This window comes from Streptomyces sp. NPDC127108 (assembly GCF_042677545.1).
Taxonomy (GTDB): domain Bacteria; phylum Actinomycetota; class Actinomycetes; order Streptomycetales; family Streptomycetaceae; genus Streptomyces.
In genome coordinates this window covers 19,359-35,835 of the sequence record NZ_JBHXTE010000019.1, presented here as the reverse complement: position 1 = coordinate 35,835, position 16,477 = coordinate 19,359, and the positions used below count along the sequence as shown (strand labels likewise).

Below are 16,477 nucleotides of genomic sequence, written 5' to 3'. Positions count from 1 at the left end.
TCAGCGCCCCAACAGCCGCCGAGCCACCTCCAGATCATCCGCGGGCAGCGGCCGCCCGTCCTCGATCTCCCAGAGGGCGTTCTGCAACAGCCGCCCCATCGTCCACGCCCTGGCCCGCTCCCGGTCCAGGCCGAGGATCTCCGTCATGGCGTCGAACCGCCAGCACACCTCGTCCGCCTCGAAGAGGTTGTCGAGGGCGGGCCACAGGTCGAACCCGGGGTCGCCGGCGAGCGGCTTGGGGTCGATGGCGAGCCACGGCTCGCGGTCGGAGGCGAGGACGTTGTCGAAGTGCAGGTCCCAGTGCAGCATCCGGTCGCCGGGCTCCCCCACGACCTCGCGCACGGCGTCCGCGCAGCGCGCGATCAGGGCGCGCTCGCCCGGGTCGCGGATGGCCTTGAGCGCGGCCGGGGTGTCCTCGAGCATCCGGCCCGCGATGTCGCCGAGGGTGCGCATGCCGGGCGGGGCGGGTACGGAGGTGAGGCGGGCGAGGAGTTCGGCGAGGATGACGACGGCCTTGCGGGTCTCGGCGGGGCCGGTCTCGGCGTACTCCGACAGCTCCAGGCCGTCGCGGGCGCGTTCGAGCAGCATGGTGCCGGTCGCGTCGTCGTAGTCGAGCAGCCGCACCGCGCCGTCGCCGTTCCACACGCGCAGCGCGACCGGCTCGCCCTCCGTCTCCTCGTCGAGGACCTGGAACTTCACCACGGCGTCGCTGCCGTCGGCCCGGCGCACGGGCAGCACGAGCGCCGCCATGCCGTACATGGACTCGCCGACGACCTTCAGCTCCCAGCGGTCGACGAACTCCGCGACCCGCGCGGGCAGGGCGGCGATGAAGGCGCGACCGGCCTCGCCCGCGTACTCGTACTGGGACTCGATCAGCTCGTCAGGGACCTTGATATCGATCACGCGGGCGACACTACCGACGTACCGGAATCACCACATGCGATTTATTCCGGACACGGGACGCACCACGTTCCGGACACGGGACGCGCCACGTTCCGGACACGGGACGCGCCACGTTCCGGACAGGGAGGCCTCGCTCCCGTCCGGGCCCCCGGGCCCCCGTGCCCCCGTGCCCCCGCGCCGCCTCAGGAGATCCCCGCGTCCTTCAGCACCTTCCGGAACCCCGCCTCCGTGTACAGCGCCTCGCTCGCCGCCTTCTCGCCGTCCACGACGACCGTCGGCGTCCCCGTGACCCCGTCGTCCGTGAAGGCGTCCATCGCGGTGCCGACCCAGCTCTTGTACGTGCCGTTGGTGACCGCCTTCTGGAAGGCGGCGTCGCGCAGGCCCACCTTGTCGGCGATCTTCAGGAGGAACGCGGGCGTGAACGCGTCCTCGCTCTCCTCGGGCTGGTTGGCGAAGAGCGCGGAGTGGAACTGCGGGAACTTGCCCGCCTCCACGGCGGCCCGCAGGGCGTTCGCGGCGTTCACCGAGCCGCTGCCGCCCAGGTTCCGGTCGAGGAACGAGGCGATCGTGTACTCGACCTTCACGTCACCGGCGGCCAGCGGCCCCACGAGGGCCTGTGCGCCGCCCTCCTCGAACTTCTTGCAGAAGGGGCAGCGCGCGTCCTCGTACACCTTGACGGTGTGCTCGGCGCCCGGCTTGCCGACGGTGATCACGCCGCCCTTCACGGCGGTGGGCACCTTGGCGAGCCGCTCGACGGAGACGGGCGGAACCTTCGCCTCCGGAACGACCTCCTGCGACGACGAGGAGGAAGGACCGTCGGAGCCCCCGTCGGACGGACCGCCCGACGCCCCACTGTCCGAATCCGCATCCGAAGCCGAATCCGACGACGAGGCCGAAGCGGACGGCGACTTCTTGCCCGCGTCCATCCAGTCGTCCCCGCCGTCGTCGGAGTCGCACGCGGTGACGGCGACCCCGAGCAGCGCGACGGCGGTCACCGAGGCGGCCACGCGCCCAGCCTTGCGCCCGGCCTTGCGTACGGCCCGTACGGCCATGAACAGCCCTCCAAAAACGTCGTACATCCGCTGGTGCCAACGTCGGTACCAGTGGCCCGAAAATCTATCCGACCCCTGCCCAGCGGCTCACGCGACCAGTAACGTCCCGCCCCATGAGCAGCACGAACACCGTGAACGGCGGCATCTCCTTCTGGTACGCGGACGATGGTCTGCCCACGGCCCGGGAACCCCTCACCGGCGACACGACGGCCGACGTGTGCGTGGTCGGCGGCGGCTACACGGGCCTGTGGACGGCGTACTACCTGAAGAAGGCCGCGCCCTTCCTGCGCGTCACGGTCCTGGAGCAGCGGTTCTGCGGCTACGGCGCCTCGGGCCGCAACGGCGGCTGGCTCTACAACGGCATCGCGGGCCGCGACCGCTACGCCCGCCTGCACGGCCACGACGCCGCCGTCCGCCTCCAGCAGGCCATGAACGCCACCGTCGACGAGGTGATCCGCGTCGCCGCCGAGGAGAAGATCGACGCCGACGTCCACCACGGCGGCGTACTCGAAGTCGCGTACACGCCCGCCCAACTGGCCCGGCTGCGCGCCTTCCACGAGGCGGAACTCTCGTACGGGGAGAACGACCGGACGCTGCACGGCGCCCGCGAGACCGCCGACCGGATCCGGGTCGCCGGGGCCGTCGGCTCGTCCTGGACGCCGCACGGCGCCCGGCTGCACCCGGTGAAGCTGGTGAAGGGCCTCGCGGCGGCCGTCGAGGCGCTCGGCGTCACCATCCACGAGTCGACACCGGTCACGGAGATCAAGCCGAAGCACGCCATCACTCCCTACGGCACGGTCCGCGCCCCCTACGTCCTGCGCTGCACGGAGGGCTTCACGGCCTCGCTCAAGGGCCAGCGGCGCACCTGGCTCCCGATGAACTCTTCGATGATCGCCACCGCCCCGCTGCCCGCCGACGTCTGGGAGACCATCGGCTGGGCGGGCCGCGAGACGCTCGGCGACATGGCGCACGCGTACATGTACGCGCAGCGGACCGCCGACGACCGCATCGCCCTCGGCGGCCGCGGGGTGCCGTACCACTTCGGCTCCAGGACGGACAACGACGGCCGTACGCAGCCGGCCACCGTCGACGCCCTGCGCGAGATCCTGGTCCGCTTCTTCCCCCAGCTCACCGGCGTCCGCATCGACCACGCCTGGTCGGGCGTCCTCGGCGTGCCCCGCGACTGGTGCGCCACGGTCACCCTGGACCGCGCCACCGGCCTCGGCTGGGCGGGCGGCTACGTCGGCTCCGGCGTGGCCACCGCCAACCTCGCCGCCCGCACCCTCCGCGACCTGGTCCAACACGACTCGGGCCAGGCGGGCCAGACCGACCTGACCGACCTGCCCTGGGTGAACCACCGCGTCCGCAAATGGGAACCGGAGCCGCTGCGGTGGCTGGGGGTGCACGGGATGTACGCCACGTTCCGGGCGGCGGACCGCCGTGAGGAGAGCTCCCACAGCCCGGCCTCGTCCCGGCTGGCACAGCTGGCTGACCGGGTCGCCGGACGCCACTGAGACCAGCCATCCCCCGGCGCTGAACGTCACACCCTTGTGTCACGATCACACGATCTTGTTCGTCCAGCCCGGGGGGGCCTTGATGCCACGACCACACACCTCTGCGAGACCTGACTCCGCCGCGAGACCCGTTCCTGCCCCGGCGAGACCCGCGGTGCCCTTCGCCCTGCTGCTCGCCCTGACGGCGCTGCTGTCCCTGTGCGTCCCCGCGGTGCTGCCGACGGCGACCGCGCGGGCCGCCGAGCCGGAGTGCGCGCCGCTGGCCCTCGCCCCGTTCGGCGACCCGGGCGACGCGGTCGGCAGGGCGGTGGTCGCGCCCGACGCGACCACCTGTTTCACCTTCTCCGCGACCGAAGCCGGTCTCCACCAGATCACGCTCGACGCCGGCGGCAACGAGGCGTACCGCCAGGTGTACCGCGGTGACACCGAGATCGACTGCTCCGACCGCGTCTGCGACCTGCCCGCGGCGGGCGCCTACACCGTGAAGGTCGTCAACGACGGCTTCGAGGAGGCGAAGACGGCCCTCGCCGTCGTCCCGCTGGGCGGTACCCGCGGCTGTGCCGCGTCCACCGGCACCGGCTGGGACCAGCCGACCGTCTCCAGGACTTCCTCCGGCCGCGTGCAGGTCGACTGCCAGCCCTTCGACGCCGAACCCGGTGACCGCATCCAGCTCACCCACGGCACGAAGGTCTACGGCGACACCCTGGCCTGGATCACCGACGCCACCGGCGCCCGGATCTGTCCGCGCGACCCCGAGGACGGCGAGGACAGCTGCGTCCTGCCCGGCAAGGGCCCCTACCGCGTCCTGTCCCACGTCACCCACGCGGGGAGCGGTTTCCCCGCCCAGTACGCGGTCGACGCCCGGCGGCTCAACGACCCCCAGGGGTGCCCGTCCGTCCCGGTCCGGCCGTACGGCCCGCTGACCGCACAGGACTTCACGACGACGCCCTGCTTCACCGTCACCACGGACAAGGCGGGCAGGTATCTCGTCAGCTCCGTCGCCAAGGAGGACGACACCGACCGCGCCTCCGTCCGCGTGCACGACCGCTCCGGCAAGACCGTCTGCCGCACCACCGAGGAGCCCTGCCGACTGCCCTCCGCGGGCACCTACACGGCCGTCCTCGGCGGAGAGTCCCCCTTCCGCTCCGCCCCGAGCGACCTGGTCGTCCTCGACCGGGCCTCCGACAGCGGCTGCGTGAAGGCCGAACCCGGCCTCCACCAGGGCAGGTTCAGCACGCCCGGACAGTACGACTGCCTGCGGCTCACCGCGCCCAAGGACGCCAGGGTCGCGGCCCTCACCCCGCTCGGCGGCTCCGGGGTCGACGCCGACGTGGAGGTCGTCGACAGCGCCGGAACCGAGCAGTGCGACGCGGAGAAGCTCGCCGCGGGCACCTGCGCGCTCACCGGCGACGCGCCCTACCGCGCGCTCGTCCACGCCGACGGGAACCCCCGCACCGGCCCGTACGGGGTCGCCGTGCACCGCACGGACGCGGCGGGCGACTGCCCCGTACTGCCCGCGGGCAGCTTCGCGGCCGACGGCGCCAAGGCCACGTTCGCCACGGGCGACGGCACGTTCTCGCGCTGCCTGACGATCCCGGCGGACGACCACACGTCGGCGGAGGTGCTTCAGCTCGTCAACACCTCCGGTGACGTGCCCGCCAAGTTCTCGGTGCTCGACTCCTCGGGCAAGCGCGTCTGCGACCGCTACGCCACCACCGACGGCTGGACGCTCTGCGCGCTGACGCCCGGCAAGGCGCACACCGTCCTGGTCACCGGCCGCGACCAGGCCGCCGACTACACCCTGACGCGCCGGGACGTGACGTCGACGGCGTCGTCCGCGGGCTGCACGAAGACCCCGGCCACCAAGGTCGGCGGGCCCTCCGTGAAGGGCACGTACGGCGCCCCCGGCTCCCTGCGCTGCCACCAGGTCACCACTTCTGAGGCCACGGACGTCCTGCACGTCGACGTACGGGACGCCCTGGGCACCGCCAACATCACCGTCCTCGGCGGCGACGAGTCGAATTGCTCCAACCGCAACAGCGCCTGCGCCGTCACCGGCAGCTCCAACCACCAGGTGCTCGTCCAGGTACCGGCGAACCGCAAGGCGGCGCCCGAGTACCGCCTCGACGCCCTTCGCGTCGCGACGGCCGAGGGCCCCGCGCCCGAGTGCGCCGAGGTCCCGTCCGTCGCCTACGGGTACGGCCCGATCACCGGCAAGCTCGACGAGTCCCGTACGGCGGTGTGCGCGGTCCTGCCCACCGCCGGCGGCGACCACTTCGAGTCCGAGATCACGGACACCACCGGAGCCACGGACACGGCCGTCCCCGCGCTCTACAACAGCGAGTGGAAGAACGGCTGCAGCTGGTTCTCGGGCGACGACGGCGAGGGCTACGACTGCGGCGTGACGGAATCTTCCTCGACGCCGCGCAAGCCCTCCGTCCTCCTCCTCGGCCTCCCGGAGAAGGCGTCGAGCACCTCGTACCGCGCCACGATGAAGTGCACGCGCGGCCCCTGCGGCGACGAGAAGGTCACCGTCACCGACGTGACCCCCAAGACAGCGGCCAGTGGCACCAAGCACACGCTCACGGTGACGGGCACCGCCCTCCACCCCGACTTCACGGTCCGCCTCTCCCAGGCGGGCAGGACCCTCACCGCGAAGACGACGTCGGTGTCCGCCGACCACCGCACCCTGAAGGCGACGCTCGACCTGACGGGCGTTCCCGCCGGGACGTGGAGCATGAGCGTCCACACCGGCGGCATGGAGTTCTCACGCGGCACCTTCACCGTCACCGAACCGGAGCTGAGCAACACCACCGCTCCCAAGGTGACGGGTACGCCCGCCGTCGGCTCCAAGGTCACCGCGACCACCGGGACCTGGACGGGCGCGCCCTCCTCGTACGCCTACCAGTGGAAGGCGAACGGCACGGCGATCGAGGGCGCCACGGCATCGTCGTACAAGATCCCGGCCGCGCACCTGGGCAAGAAGCTGACCGTCACCGTCACCGCGCGCAAGCCCGGCCGTCCGGACGCCACCGCGACCTCCTCGCCGGTCAAGGTCGCCAAGGGCGCCGCGCCCAAGGCCACGAAGGCCCCGTCGATCACCGGCACCGCCCGCGTCGGCAAGGTCCTCAAGGCCGCGCAGGGCACCTGGTCGCCCGCCCCGAACTCGTACTCCTACCAGTGGTACGCGAACGGAACGGCGATCAGCGGCGCGACCAAGTCCTCGCTCACCGTGAAGTCCGCCCAGCGCGGCAAGAAGATCACGGTCAAGGTGACGGCGCACCGCACCGGCCACCGCGACGGAACGGCGACGAGCAAGGCGACGAACGCGGTCGCCCGCTAGCCGCGGGAGGGAACGCACGAAGGCCCCGGCACCTCATCGATGCCGGGGCCTTCGCCATCCGGAGCCCCCTGTCGGATTCGAACCGACGACCTTCGCTTTACAAGAGCGGCGCTCTGACCAGCTGAGCTAAGGAGGCAGTGCGGGGACGTGCCCGTGCAGTGTAACCAACGGGTCCGACACGGCCGGGGGGCGTCTCGAAAATTTCCGCGAAGGTCGTGACCTTCCGGCTACTGACAGACCAACGACCTGCGGGGTACGGTCACGGACAGTTCACCCACGTGGACTAGACCCATCCTTTACTCGGATCGTCCGGCACGTTCCTGCCGGTGAAGGGGGCCCTCACCATGGCCACTGTTTCGTTCGACAAGGCGACCCGGATCTACCCGGGTTCCACCAAGCCCGCCGTCGACGGTCTCGACATCGAGATCGAGGACGGCGAGTTCCTCGTCCTGGTCGGCCCGTCCGGCTGCGGCAAGTCCACCTCCCTGCGCATGCTCGCGGGCCTGGAGGACGTGAACGGCGGCGCCATCCGGATCGGCGACCGCGACGTCACGCACCTGCCGCCGAAGGACCGGGACATCGCCATGGTGTTCCAGAACTACGCGCTGTACCCGCACATGTCGGTCGCCGCGAACATGGGCTTCGCCCTGAAGATCGCGGGCGTCGACAAGGCCACCATCCGGCAGAAGGTCGAAGAGGCCGCGAAGATCCTCGACCTCACCGAGTACCTGGACCGCAAGCCCAAGGCCCTCTCCGGCGGTCAGCGCCAGCGCGTCGCGATGGGCCGCGCCATCGTCCGTGAGCCGCAGGTCTTCCTCATGGACGAGCCGCTGTCGAACCTCGACGCCAAGCTGCGTGTGTCGACGCGTACGCAGATCGCCTCGCTCCAGCGCCGTCTCGGCATCACCACGGTGTACGTCACGCACGACCAGGTCGAGGCCATGACGATGGGCGACCGGGTCGCCGTCCTCAAGGACGGTCTGCTCCAGCAGGTCGACTCGCCGCGCAACATGTACGACCGCCCGGCGAACCTGTTCGTCGCGGGCTTCATCGGCTCCCCGGCGATGAACCTCGTCGAGGTCCCGATCACCGACGGCGGCGTGAAGTTCGGCAACTCCGTGGTCCCCGTGAACCGCGAGGCGCTGTCCGCCGCCGCCGACAAGGGCGACCGCACGGTCACCGTCGGCGTCCGCCCGGAGCACTTCGACATCGTCGAGCAGAACGGCGGCGCCGCGAAGTCCCTCTCCAAGGAGACCGCGGACGCCCCGGCCGGCCTCGCCGTGTCCGTGAACGTCGTCGAGGAGCTCGGCGCCGACGGGTACGTCTACGGCACCGCCGAGGTCGGCGGCGAGCAGAAGGACCTCGTGGTCCGTGTGAACGGCCGCCAGGTGCCGGACAAGGGCGCCCAGTTGCACGTCGTGCCCCGCCCGGGCGAGACCCACGTCTTCTCGACGTCGACGGGCGAGCGGCTCAGCGACTGATCACCGGCCACTCACGACGAGGGGCCCCGCACTCCGGTGCGGGGCCCCTCGTCGTACCCGGCCGCCGTACGCCGCACACTCCTCGCCCCCGCCCCCGTCAAGGGTTGTCGACAAATACCCCGGCACATCGGTCATTTCGATCCTTGTGCGTCAACGCGCGAGCAGAAAGACACCTGCCCCCGTAGCTCGACCGGGTGACTAAATGTCGCCAAATCATCACCTACCGCTACTCTCACTCGCGTGACGCACTCCGCCAACCACACCCAGAAGTCGCGCCGGGGCCACCGCGGCCCCGGCCGCCGCATCGGGCGCACGCTCGCCCTCGTCCTGCCCGTCGTCCTGGTGCTGTCCGGCACGCTCGCGGTCACCCGGGTCAACTGGTCCGGCAGTTCCTCCGACTCGGTCCTCACCGCGTCGGCGGGCGACCTGTCCGTACCGGCCAAGTCCCGTGCCCCGCAGGACGTCCTGCGCCACCGGCTCCTCCTGGAACTCCAGGAGAAGAACCCCGGCGTCGCCCTCACGCAGCTCCAGCAGGAGGTCGACCGGCACCCCTCGCTCGCCAAGCACTGCGTGTCCATCGCCCGCGCACTCGGCCGCGCCGCCGTCCGGGCGTACGGCCCGAGCCGCGCCCAGTCCTACGCGCGCCCGGTCTGCGACACGTCCTTCGCCACCGGCGTCGCCGCGCACCAGAACGGCTGAGCGCTCCCGTACGGCGCCGACAAGGGCCGGTAGGGGCCACACAGGGGCCGAGGCGGCACAGAACCCTGCGCGGTACGCCGCGTAGGGTTCCGTCATGACCACCGGTGCCCACCACCCCGCACGGCCCACGCAGGCCGTCGTCCTGGCCGGCGGCCAGGGCTCACGCCTTCGCCCGTACACCGACGACCGGCCCAAGCCCATGGTCGAGATCCCCGGCACGGGGACCCCGATCATCGGCCACCAGCTGGCCTGGCTCGCCGCCGAGGGCGTCACGGACGCGGTCATCTCCTGCGGCCACCTCGCCGAGGTGCTCCAGGAGTGGCTGGAGTCCGCGGACCTGCCGCTGAAGGTCACCACGGTCGTCGAGAAGGAGCCGCTCGGCCGCGGCGGCGGCCTCAAGTACGCCGCCGCGCACCTGCCGCACGCCGACCGGCCCTGGTACGCGACCAACGGCGACATCTGGACCCGCTTCTCGCTGCGCGACATGGCGGCCTTCCACGCCGAGCGCGACGCCACCGCCACCCTCGCGCTGGCCCGCCCCCGCATCCCCTGGGGCGCCGTGGAGACGGACGCCTTCGGCCACATCACGGACTTCATCGAGGCCCCGCCGTCGCCGTACCTCATCAACGCGGGCGTGTACGTCTTCTCGGCGGCCTTCACCGGACTGCTGCCCGACCGCGGCGACCACGAGCGCACCACGTTCCCACGCCTGGCCCGGGAGAAGCGCCTGGCCGGTTTCCCGCTGCCGCAGGGCGCCTACTGGCGCGCCATCGACACCGCCAAGGACCTCACCGAGGCGGCCAAGGAGCTGGCGGCCCAGAACCGCTGACCCGTCCCTGAGTTCGTCGCGCATACGTCGACGGGGCCCCGCACACACGCTGTGTGCGGGGCCCCGTCGACGTACCAGGGACGTACGGAGGCGCGGGCCCCGGTGCAGGGCGCGCCGGGCGCCTCAGCCGAGGACACCGCCGAGCAGGCCCGGCTTCGCGCCGCCGCCCGTCGTGCCGCCACCCCCGGTGGAACCGCCGGAGCCGCCCGTCGTGCCGCCACCGCCGGTGGAGCCGCCGGAGCCCCCGCCCGTGCCGCCGCTGGTCGCGGCCGGGCCGCTGCTGGCCGCGGGCGGCTGTTCCTGCGTGGGCGGCTGCTGCTGTGACGACGGCGCCTGGCCGTCGGTGCCCTGCGTGGCGCTCGGCCTGCCCTGGCTCGCGCCGCCGGTCTCGGGGGCCGCGCCCGGGGTGCCCTCGGCGCCCTGGGTGGGGCTGGCCGTGCTGCCCTGCGTGGGCGCGCCGTCGGCGGTCGCCGACGGGCTCTGCTTGTCGCGGCGCAGCTTGCGTTCGCCGTCGGAGTCCTCCGGCAGGGGAGAGCCGGGCAGTTCGTTGCGCGGGGACTCGCCGGGCCCCGGCACGGTGACCCGGTCCGCGTCCCGCACGGCGCCGCCGAGCAGCGAGCCGACGAGCAGCGTGAGGCCGACGACGACGGTCCCGATGAGCGCGCCGCGCCGCAGCACCCGGCGCCGCAGCTCCCACAGCTCCGCGCGCGGCCCGAGCGTGCGCCAGGCCTCGTTGGCGAGGCGTCCGTCGACGGAGTAGACGGGCGCGCCCGCGATGATCAGCGGGGACCAGGCGGCCAGGTAGATGATGTCGGGCGCGTCGTACGCCGGGACGGTCTTCCAGCTCACCGTCACCAGGAGCGCCGCGGAGAGCAGCACCCCGATGGAGGCGGCGAGCCGCTGCCAGAGGCCGAGCACGGTCAGCACGCCGACGATGACCTGCAGGAAGGCGATGACGAGACCGGCGCCCACGGGGTGCTGGAGCGCCCAGTCCCGCAGCGGCTCGGCGAGCGCCCACGGGTGCAGCGAGTTCAGCCACTTGACCATGGAGCCGCGCTCGCCGCCGTCGAAGTAGACGGGGTCGCAGAGCTTGCCCATGCCGGCGTAGATGGAGATGAAGCCGAGGAAGACGCGCAGCGGGAGCAGCACGACGCCCAGGTTGAGGCGGCGGCCGGGGAAGTAGGCGTGCCGCTGCGCGGCCGCCGTGCCGGTGCCGCCGCGGCGCCCGGTGGCGGTGTCCCTGCCGTCCCGGTCGTAGCCGTCGTCGTCGTACCGCGCGGCCTCGGCCTCGTGGTGCTCGTCGTCGGCGCTGCCGGGCAGCCGCATCTGCGGGAGCAGCCGGGTGCCGTCGCCGGGGTCGCGGGGCGGCGTGAAGGCGGCGGTCTCGGCCGGGTCGCGGGGCGGGGTGAAGGCCGCGGTCTCGGCGGGGTCGGCGTACGGATCGTCGAGGTCGACGCGCGGGATGACCTGGGTGGAACCGCCGTCGTCGAAGGCGTCGCGGCCGCTCCCTTCGGCCGAACGGCGCACACCGCTCGCACGTACGGCCTGAAGCAGTCCGCTCGCGTCGAGGTCGCCCGGCGCGGACTTGCCGCTCCACACGACGGGGGCGCGCCTGCGGGCCGGCGCGGCCCCGGCGGCGGGGATCCGCACGGTGTCGTCCGTGGTGTTCAAGTCGCGTGCGATACGCGGCGATTGGGTCCGCCCGGAGGTCCGGAGCTGCACGCGGAAGCTCGCGTGATTGACGATGACCTGCGCCGGGTCGCAGGGCACCTTCACCATGCTCAGCGCGGGAGTGTCGTCGAACCCTGACGAGCGTCCCCCCGTGGGTGTGCGGGGTGTTCTGGTGTCCACACTCATCTAACCGAGTGATGTGTGGTTTGGACACTGCCTTGACCCACGGCAAATGTCCGGACCCCGTCAAGCAGCCGTGACCCGGCGGGGCCGGACGGCTCGACGGGGTCGGCGGGGCCCGCCCCGCCCGCCCTCAGCGGCGTCGGCGCGCCGCCTCGTACAGCACGACACCCGCGGCCACACCGGCGTTCAGCGACTCCGCGCCGCCGGGCATGTCGATGCGCACCCGGAAGTCGCAGGTCTCGCCGACGAGCCGGGACAGGCCCTTGCCCTCGCTGCCCACGACGATGACGACCGGGCCCTCCAGGGCCTGCAGGTCGCCGATCTCGTGCTCGCCGTCGGCGGCGAGGCCGACCACGGCGATGCCCGCCTTCTTGTACGCCTCAAGGGCGCGCGTGAGGTTGGTGGCGCGCGCGACCGGCGTGCGCGCGGCGGTGCCCGCCGACGTCTTCCAGGCGCCGGCCGTCATCCCGGCGGCCCGGCGCTCGGGCACCACGACGCCGTGCCCGCCGAAGGCGGAGACGGAGCGGACGACCGCGCCGAGGTTGCGCGGGTCGGTGACGCCGTCGAGGGCGACGATCAGCGGGTCCTCGCCGTCGTCGTGGGCGGCCGCGACCAGGTCCTCGGGGTGCGCGTACTCGTACGGCGGCACCTGGAGCACCAGGCCCTGGTGGTTGAGGCCGTTCGTCATCCGGTCCAGCTCGGGGCGCGGGGCCTCCATCAGGTGGATGTCGCCGCGCTCACCGGCGAGCTGGAGCGCCTCGCGGACGCGCTCGTCGTTGTCGATGAACTGCTGGACGTACAGCGTGGTGGCGGGCACGCCCTCGCGCAGCGCCTCGTAGACGGGGTTGCGGCCGACGACCAGCTCGGACGCCGACTTGCCGCCCCGGCCGCGCGGCGCCTGCTTGCCGCCGGTGGCGCGGCGCGCCTTGGCGTTGGCGGCGCGCTGCTTGACGTGCCCCTTGCGCATCTCGGCGGGCGGCGTGGGCCCCTTGCCCTCCAGGGCCCGGCGTCGCTTTCCGCCGCTGCCGATCTGCGCGCCCTTCTTGCCGGACATGCGGCGGTTGTTAGCGGCCATGACCTACCTGTCTGTGTGATGCGTGGTCGCGTCCGCGCGCGGAGGCGTACGGACACTTCTGAAGTCGTCGTATATGCAGTGTGCCGCCCGAGTCCCCGGGCGGCACATCAGCGTGTGGTCCGCGCTAGCGCGGACCGAGCGTCCAGCGGGGGCCCGACGGGCTGTCCTCGATGACGAGGCCCGACTGGCCGAGCTGGTCGCGGATGGCGTCGGCGGTGGCCCAGTCCTTGCGGCCGCGGGCGGCTTCGCGCTGTTCCAGTACCAGGCGTACGAGGGTGTCGACCACGCCGTGGAGGTCTTCACCGGCGTCGCCGTCGCCGCCCGCCCAGTGCGGGTCGAGCGGGTCGAGGCCGAGGACGCCGAGCATGGCCCGCACCTCGGCGAGGCGGGCGATCGCGGCTTCCTTGTCGTCGGCGGCGAGCGCGGAGTTGCCCTGCCGGACCGTGGTGTGGACGATCGCGAGGGCCTGCGGGACGCCCAGGTCGTCGTCCATCGCCTCGGCGAACGCGGGCGGCACCTCGGCGGCGGGCTCGACGACGCCCCCGGCCTTCTCCACCACGCGCTGCACGAAGCCCTCGATGCGCGCGAACGCGGACTCGGCCTCGCGCAGGGCCTCCTCGCTGTACTCGATCATCGAGCGGTAGTGCGGGGTGCCCAGGTAGTAGCGCAGGACGATGGGGCGCCAGTTCTTGACCATCTCGCTCACGAGGACCGAGTTGCCGAGCGACTTCGACATCTTCTCGCCGCTCATGGTGACCCAGCCGTTGTGCACCCAGTACCGCGCGAAGGCGTCGCCGAAGGCCTTGGCCTGGGCGATCTCGTTCTCGTGGTGCGGGAAGATCAGGTCGATGCCGCCGCCGTGGATGTCGAAGGCGGTGCCCAGGTACTTGTGGGCCATGGCGGAGCACTCCAGGTGCCAGCCCGGACGGCCTCGCCCCCAGGGCGTCTCCCAGCTCGGCTCGCCGGGCTTCGCCGCCTTCCACATGGCGAAGTCGCGCGGGTCGCGCTTGCCGGTCTCGCCCTCGCCCTCGGGCTGGAGGAGATTGTCCAGCTCCTGGTTGGACAGCTCCAGGTACTCCGGGAAGGAACGCACGTCGAAGTAGACGTTGCCGTCGGCCTCGTAGGCGTGCCCGCGCTCGATCAGGCCGCGCATCATCTCGATCATCTCGGTGATGTGGCCGGTGGCGCGGGGCTCGTACGTGGGCGGCAGGCAGCCGAGGACGTCGTAGCCGTTGTTGAACGCGCGCTCGTTCTCGTAGCCGATGGACCACCAGGGGCGGCCCTGCTCCGCCGACTTCTTGATGATCTTGTCGTCGATGTCCGTGACGTTGCGGATGAACGTCACGTCGTAGCCGCGGTGCGCGAACCAGCGGCGCATGATGTCGAAGTTGAGGCCCGACCGGATGTGCCCGATGTGCGGGGCCGCCTGCACCGTGGCGCCACACAGGTAGATCGAGACACAGCCTTCGACGAGGGGGCTGAAGTCACGGATCTGCCGGGCGCTGGTGTCGTACAGGCGAATCGTCACCACACCAGGGTAGTGGCCCCGGGGCAGTGCCCCGCGCCCCTAGGGGCGACAGGGCACACAACTGTGATGAACGGCTGTCCCGCGTGCCGCTCAGATCCTCCCGACGACCTTGCGGGGCGTGACGCGGACGACCACGCGCTGCGCGTCCTGGCCCGCCGCCGGGTTGAAGTCGGCGTACTCCTTGCCCGTGTACTTCAGGGACAGCTCGTCGATCAGCTCCTGGCCGCCCTCGGTGGTCAGCTCGGCGGTGCCGCGGATCTCCGCGTAGGTGTACGGGGCGTCGAAGGGCTGGAACAGGACCGTCACGCGCGGATCGCGGCGCAGGTTCCTCTCCTTCTGCCGCCCGATGGTGGTGGAGATGAGGACGTCGTCGCCGTCGCGCTTCACCCAGACCGGTGAGACCTGGGGGCTGCCGTCGGGCTGGATGGTGGCGACGGTGACGAAGACCGGGGTGTCGAGCAGGGACTTGAGGTCGTCGGAAAGCTGGGCGGACATGGCTTCACTCCTCGGCGATTGATCGCTTGACGACTCGTAGCCCTACCCGATCCCGGGTCACCGCGCCACGGGGCGGGGCGGATTCCGGCCCCGCTCAGCCCGTACGGACGACCAGCGCCGTCGCGATGCCCATGAGGCCCTCGTCCCGGCCGGGGAAGCCGAGGCCGTCCGTCGTGGCGCCGGAGACGGTGACCGGCGCGCCGGCCGCTTCGGACAGCACCTTCTGGGCCTCCTCGCGGCGCTTGCCGATCTTCGGGCGGGGGCCGATGACCTGCACGGCGACGTTGCCGACGGTGAAACCGGCCTCCCGGACGATCCGCGCGGCCTCCGCGAGAAGGGTGAGCCCCGACGCCCCGGCCCACTGGGGCCGTCCGGTGCCGAAGTGGGCGCCGAGGTCGCCGAGCCCGGCGGCGGAGAACAGCGCGTTGCAGGCGGCGTGCGCGACGACGTCCGCGTCGGAGTGCCCGGCGAGCCCGGGCCCCTCCCCCTCCCACTTCAGCCCGGCGCACCACAGCTCGCGGCCCTCTTCGAAGGCGTGGATGTCGGTGCCGATGCCGACCTGCGGCAGGGGGTACGGGAACGCGGGCGCCCCCGGCCCCGGCTGGGCCTCGGGCCGCTGTGTCGGTTCAGAAGCCATCGTTGGCCCTCCTGCGGGCGAGTACGGCCTCGGCGAGGACGAGGTCGAGGGGCCGGGTCACCTTGAACGCCTCCTCGTGGCCGGGCACGAGGACGACGGGCTCGCCGAGCCGCTCCACGAGTCCCGCGCAGTCCGTGGCGCCCTCGCCGACGACGGCGGCCTCGTGGGCGCGGAGCAGCGTGGCGCGGTCGAAGCCCTGCGGCGTCTGCACGGCCCTGAGGCGGGCGCGCTCGGGGGTGGCGAGGACAGGCTCGGGCTCGCCGGGCGTTCCTGGCTCGACCTCCTTGACGGTGTCGGCGACCGGCAGCGCGGGGACGACGGCGGGCGCCCCGTCGCGGACGGCCTCGATGACGCCGTCGACGGTGTCGACGGGGACAAGGGGCCGGGCCGCGTCGTGCACGAGGACGATGTCGATGCCGGGCGGCAGGGCGTCGAGGCCGAGCTTCACGGACTCCTGGCGGGTCGCGCCGCCGGGCACGACGAGGAAGTCGGTGCTGCCGGGCAGGGCGTGGTCGGCGAGCAGGGTCTTGACCTCGGGGGCGCCGTCCGGCGGGGCCACGACCACGACGAGCGAGACGGCGCGGGACGCGGCCATCGCGCGCACGGCGTGGATGAGCATGGGCGTGCCGTTCAGGGCGCGCAGGGCCTTGGGGGCGCCGGGGCCGAGCCGGACGCCGCGCCCGGCGGCGGGGATGACCGCGGCGGTGCGGGGGCGGGGGGCCGGGGCCCCTGAATCCTCGGCGGCCGCGGCGGTCCCGGGAGGCTCGACGGGGTGCGTGGACTGGGCGTGCTGGGCGGGACCAGGCCGGCCCGCCACAGAAGATGCGTCAGACATCGGTTCCGTTCAGGTTTGTGTGCTCGGCCGACATGGGTATGGCCACAGCGTGCCGGGCGCGACGCCTTGACCGGACCCTTCCGTGACATCCGGTCGAGCCAGCTGCCCGAGCCCGGCACGCCAAAGTACCGGGGGATCTTTCCGTACACGCGAACCGGCGGTGAAGACCGGGGTACGCGCTCGCGCGCCCGGGGACGACGCCTGCCCGTTTTCGGGTACGAGGGTGCCCTCG

Annotated in this window: 13 protein-coding genes and 1 tRNA gene; 5 read left to right on the top strand and 9 right to left on the bottom strand. The window is 72.6% G+C overall.

Going from position 1 to position 16,477, the window contains the following annotated elements; genetic code table 11:
* Positions 1 to 903, bottom strand: a complete 903-nt coding sequence (locus tag ACFVHO_RS17620) for an aminoglycoside phosphotransferase family protein (RefSeq protein WP_385714818.1) — start codon at positions 901 to 903, stop codon at positions 1 to 3.
* Positions 904 to 1,085: 182 nt separating this feature from the next.
* Positions 1,086 to 1,955: a DsbA family protein gene (locus tag ACFVHO_RS17615; RefSeq protein WP_385714815.1), complete on the bottom strand. Its 870-nt coding sequence runs from the start codon at positions 1,953 to 1,955 to the stop codon at positions 1,086 to 1,088.
* A gap of 113 nt (positions 1,956 to 2,068) precedes the next feature.
* Here ACFVHO_RS17615 and ACFVHO_RS17610 point away from each other — a divergent pair, with 113 nt between their 5' ends.
* Complete coding sequence (locus tag ACFVHO_RS17610; RefSeq protein WP_385714812.1) at positions 2,069 to 3,469, top strand: NAD(P)/FAD-dependent oxidoreductase; 1,401 nt, start codon at positions 2,069 to 2,071, stop codon at positions 3,467 to 3,469.
* 154 nt (positions 3,470 to 3,623) lie between these two features.
* Positions 3,624 to 6,812, top strand: coding sequence for a Tat pathway signal protein (locus ACFVHO_RS17605; protein ID WP_385714809.1), 3,189 nt, complete (start codon positions 3,624 to 3,626; stop codon positions 6,810 to 6,812).
* Between the two features lie 62 nt (positions 6,813 to 6,874).
* On the opposite strand, the gene ACFVHO_RS17600 is transcribed toward ACFVHO_RS17605, so the two are convergent.
* Positions 6,875 to 6,948: transfer RNA gene (locus tag ACFVHO_RS17600), tRNA-Thr, on the bottom strand.
* Between the two features lie 208 nt (positions 6,949 to 7,156).
* Between ACFVHO_RS17600 and ACFVHO_RS17595 the strand changes: the two genes are divergently transcribed.
* The 3 genes from ACFVHO_RS17595 (at position 7,157) to ACFVHO_RS17585 (ending at position 9,821) form a co-directional block, all read left to right on the top strand.
* Complete coding sequence (locus tag ACFVHO_RS17595; RefSeq protein ID WP_385714806.1) at positions 7,157 to 8,293, top strand: ABC transporter ATP-binding protein; 1,137 nt, start codon at positions 7,157 to 7,159, stop codon at positions 8,291 to 8,293.
* A gap of 240 nt (positions 8,294 to 8,533) precedes the next feature.
* Positions 8,534 to 8,992, top strand: a complete 459-nt coding sequence (locus tag ACFVHO_RS17590) for a hypothetical protein (RefSeq protein WP_087884697.1) — start codon at positions 8,534 to 8,536, stop codon at positions 8,990 to 8,992.
* Between the two features lie 94 nt (positions 8,993 to 9,086).
* Complete coding sequence (locus ACFVHO_RS17585) at positions 9,087 to 9,821, top strand: NDP-sugar synthase (protein ID WP_385714803.1); 735 nt, start codon at positions 9,087 to 9,089, stop codon at positions 9,819 to 9,821.
* Between the two features lie 123 nt (positions 9,822 to 9,944).
* Here the strand turns inward: ACFVHO_RS17585 and ACFVHO_RS17580 are convergent, their stop codons facing one another.
* The 6 genes from ACFVHO_RS17580 to ispD all read right to left on the bottom strand — a co-directional run bounded on the left by ACFVHO_RS17580 (position 9,945) and on the right by ispD (position 16,245).
* Positions 9,945 to 11,678, bottom strand: a complete 1,734-nt coding sequence (locus tag ACFVHO_RS17580) for a DoxX family protein (RefSeq protein ID WP_385714800.1) — start codon at positions 11,676 to 11,678, stop codon at positions 9,945 to 9,947.
* A gap of 127 nt (positions 11,679 to 11,805) precedes the next feature.
* Entirely contained in the window at positions 11,806 to 12,750 is a 945-nt protein-coding gene (gene rlmB, locus ACFVHO_RS17575) for a 23S rRNA (guanosine(2251)-2'-O)-methyltransferase RlmB (RefSeq protein ID WP_385714797.1), read from the bottom strand.
* A gap of 124 nt (positions 12,751 to 12,874) precedes the next feature.
* Positions 12,875 to 14,278: a cysteine--tRNA ligase gene (cysS, locus tag ACFVHO_RS17570; RefSeq protein ID WP_385714794.1), complete on the bottom strand. Its 1,404-nt coding sequence runs from the start codon at positions 14,276 to 14,278 to the stop codon at positions 12,875 to 12,877.
* 90 nt (positions 14,279 to 14,368) lie between these two features.
* Entirely contained in the window at positions 14,369 to 14,773 is a 405-nt protein-coding gene (locus ACFVHO_RS17565; protein ID WP_385714791.1) for a PPOX class F420-dependent oxidoreductase, read from the bottom strand.
* Positions 14,774 to 14,867: 94 nt separating this feature from the next.
* The gene (gene ispF / locus ACFVHO_RS17560; RefSeq protein WP_385714789.1) at positions 14,868 to 15,410 is read right to left on the bottom strand and encodes a 2-C-methyl-D-erythritol 2,4-cyclodiphosphate synthase; all 543 of its coding nucleotides are present in this window, start codon (positions 15,408 to 15,410) and stop codon (positions 14,868 to 14,870) included.
* A complete protein-coding gene (gene ispD, locus ACFVHO_RS17555) occupies positions 15,400 to 16,245 on the bottom strand; it encodes a 2-C-methyl-D-erythritol 4-phosphate cytidylyltransferase (RefSeq protein ID WP_385714786.1) in 846 nt (281 codons plus the stop codon). Before ispD ends, ispF begins: the two co-directional genes overlap by 11 nt.
* Between the last annotated feature and the right edge of the window lie 232 nt (positions 16,246 to 16,477).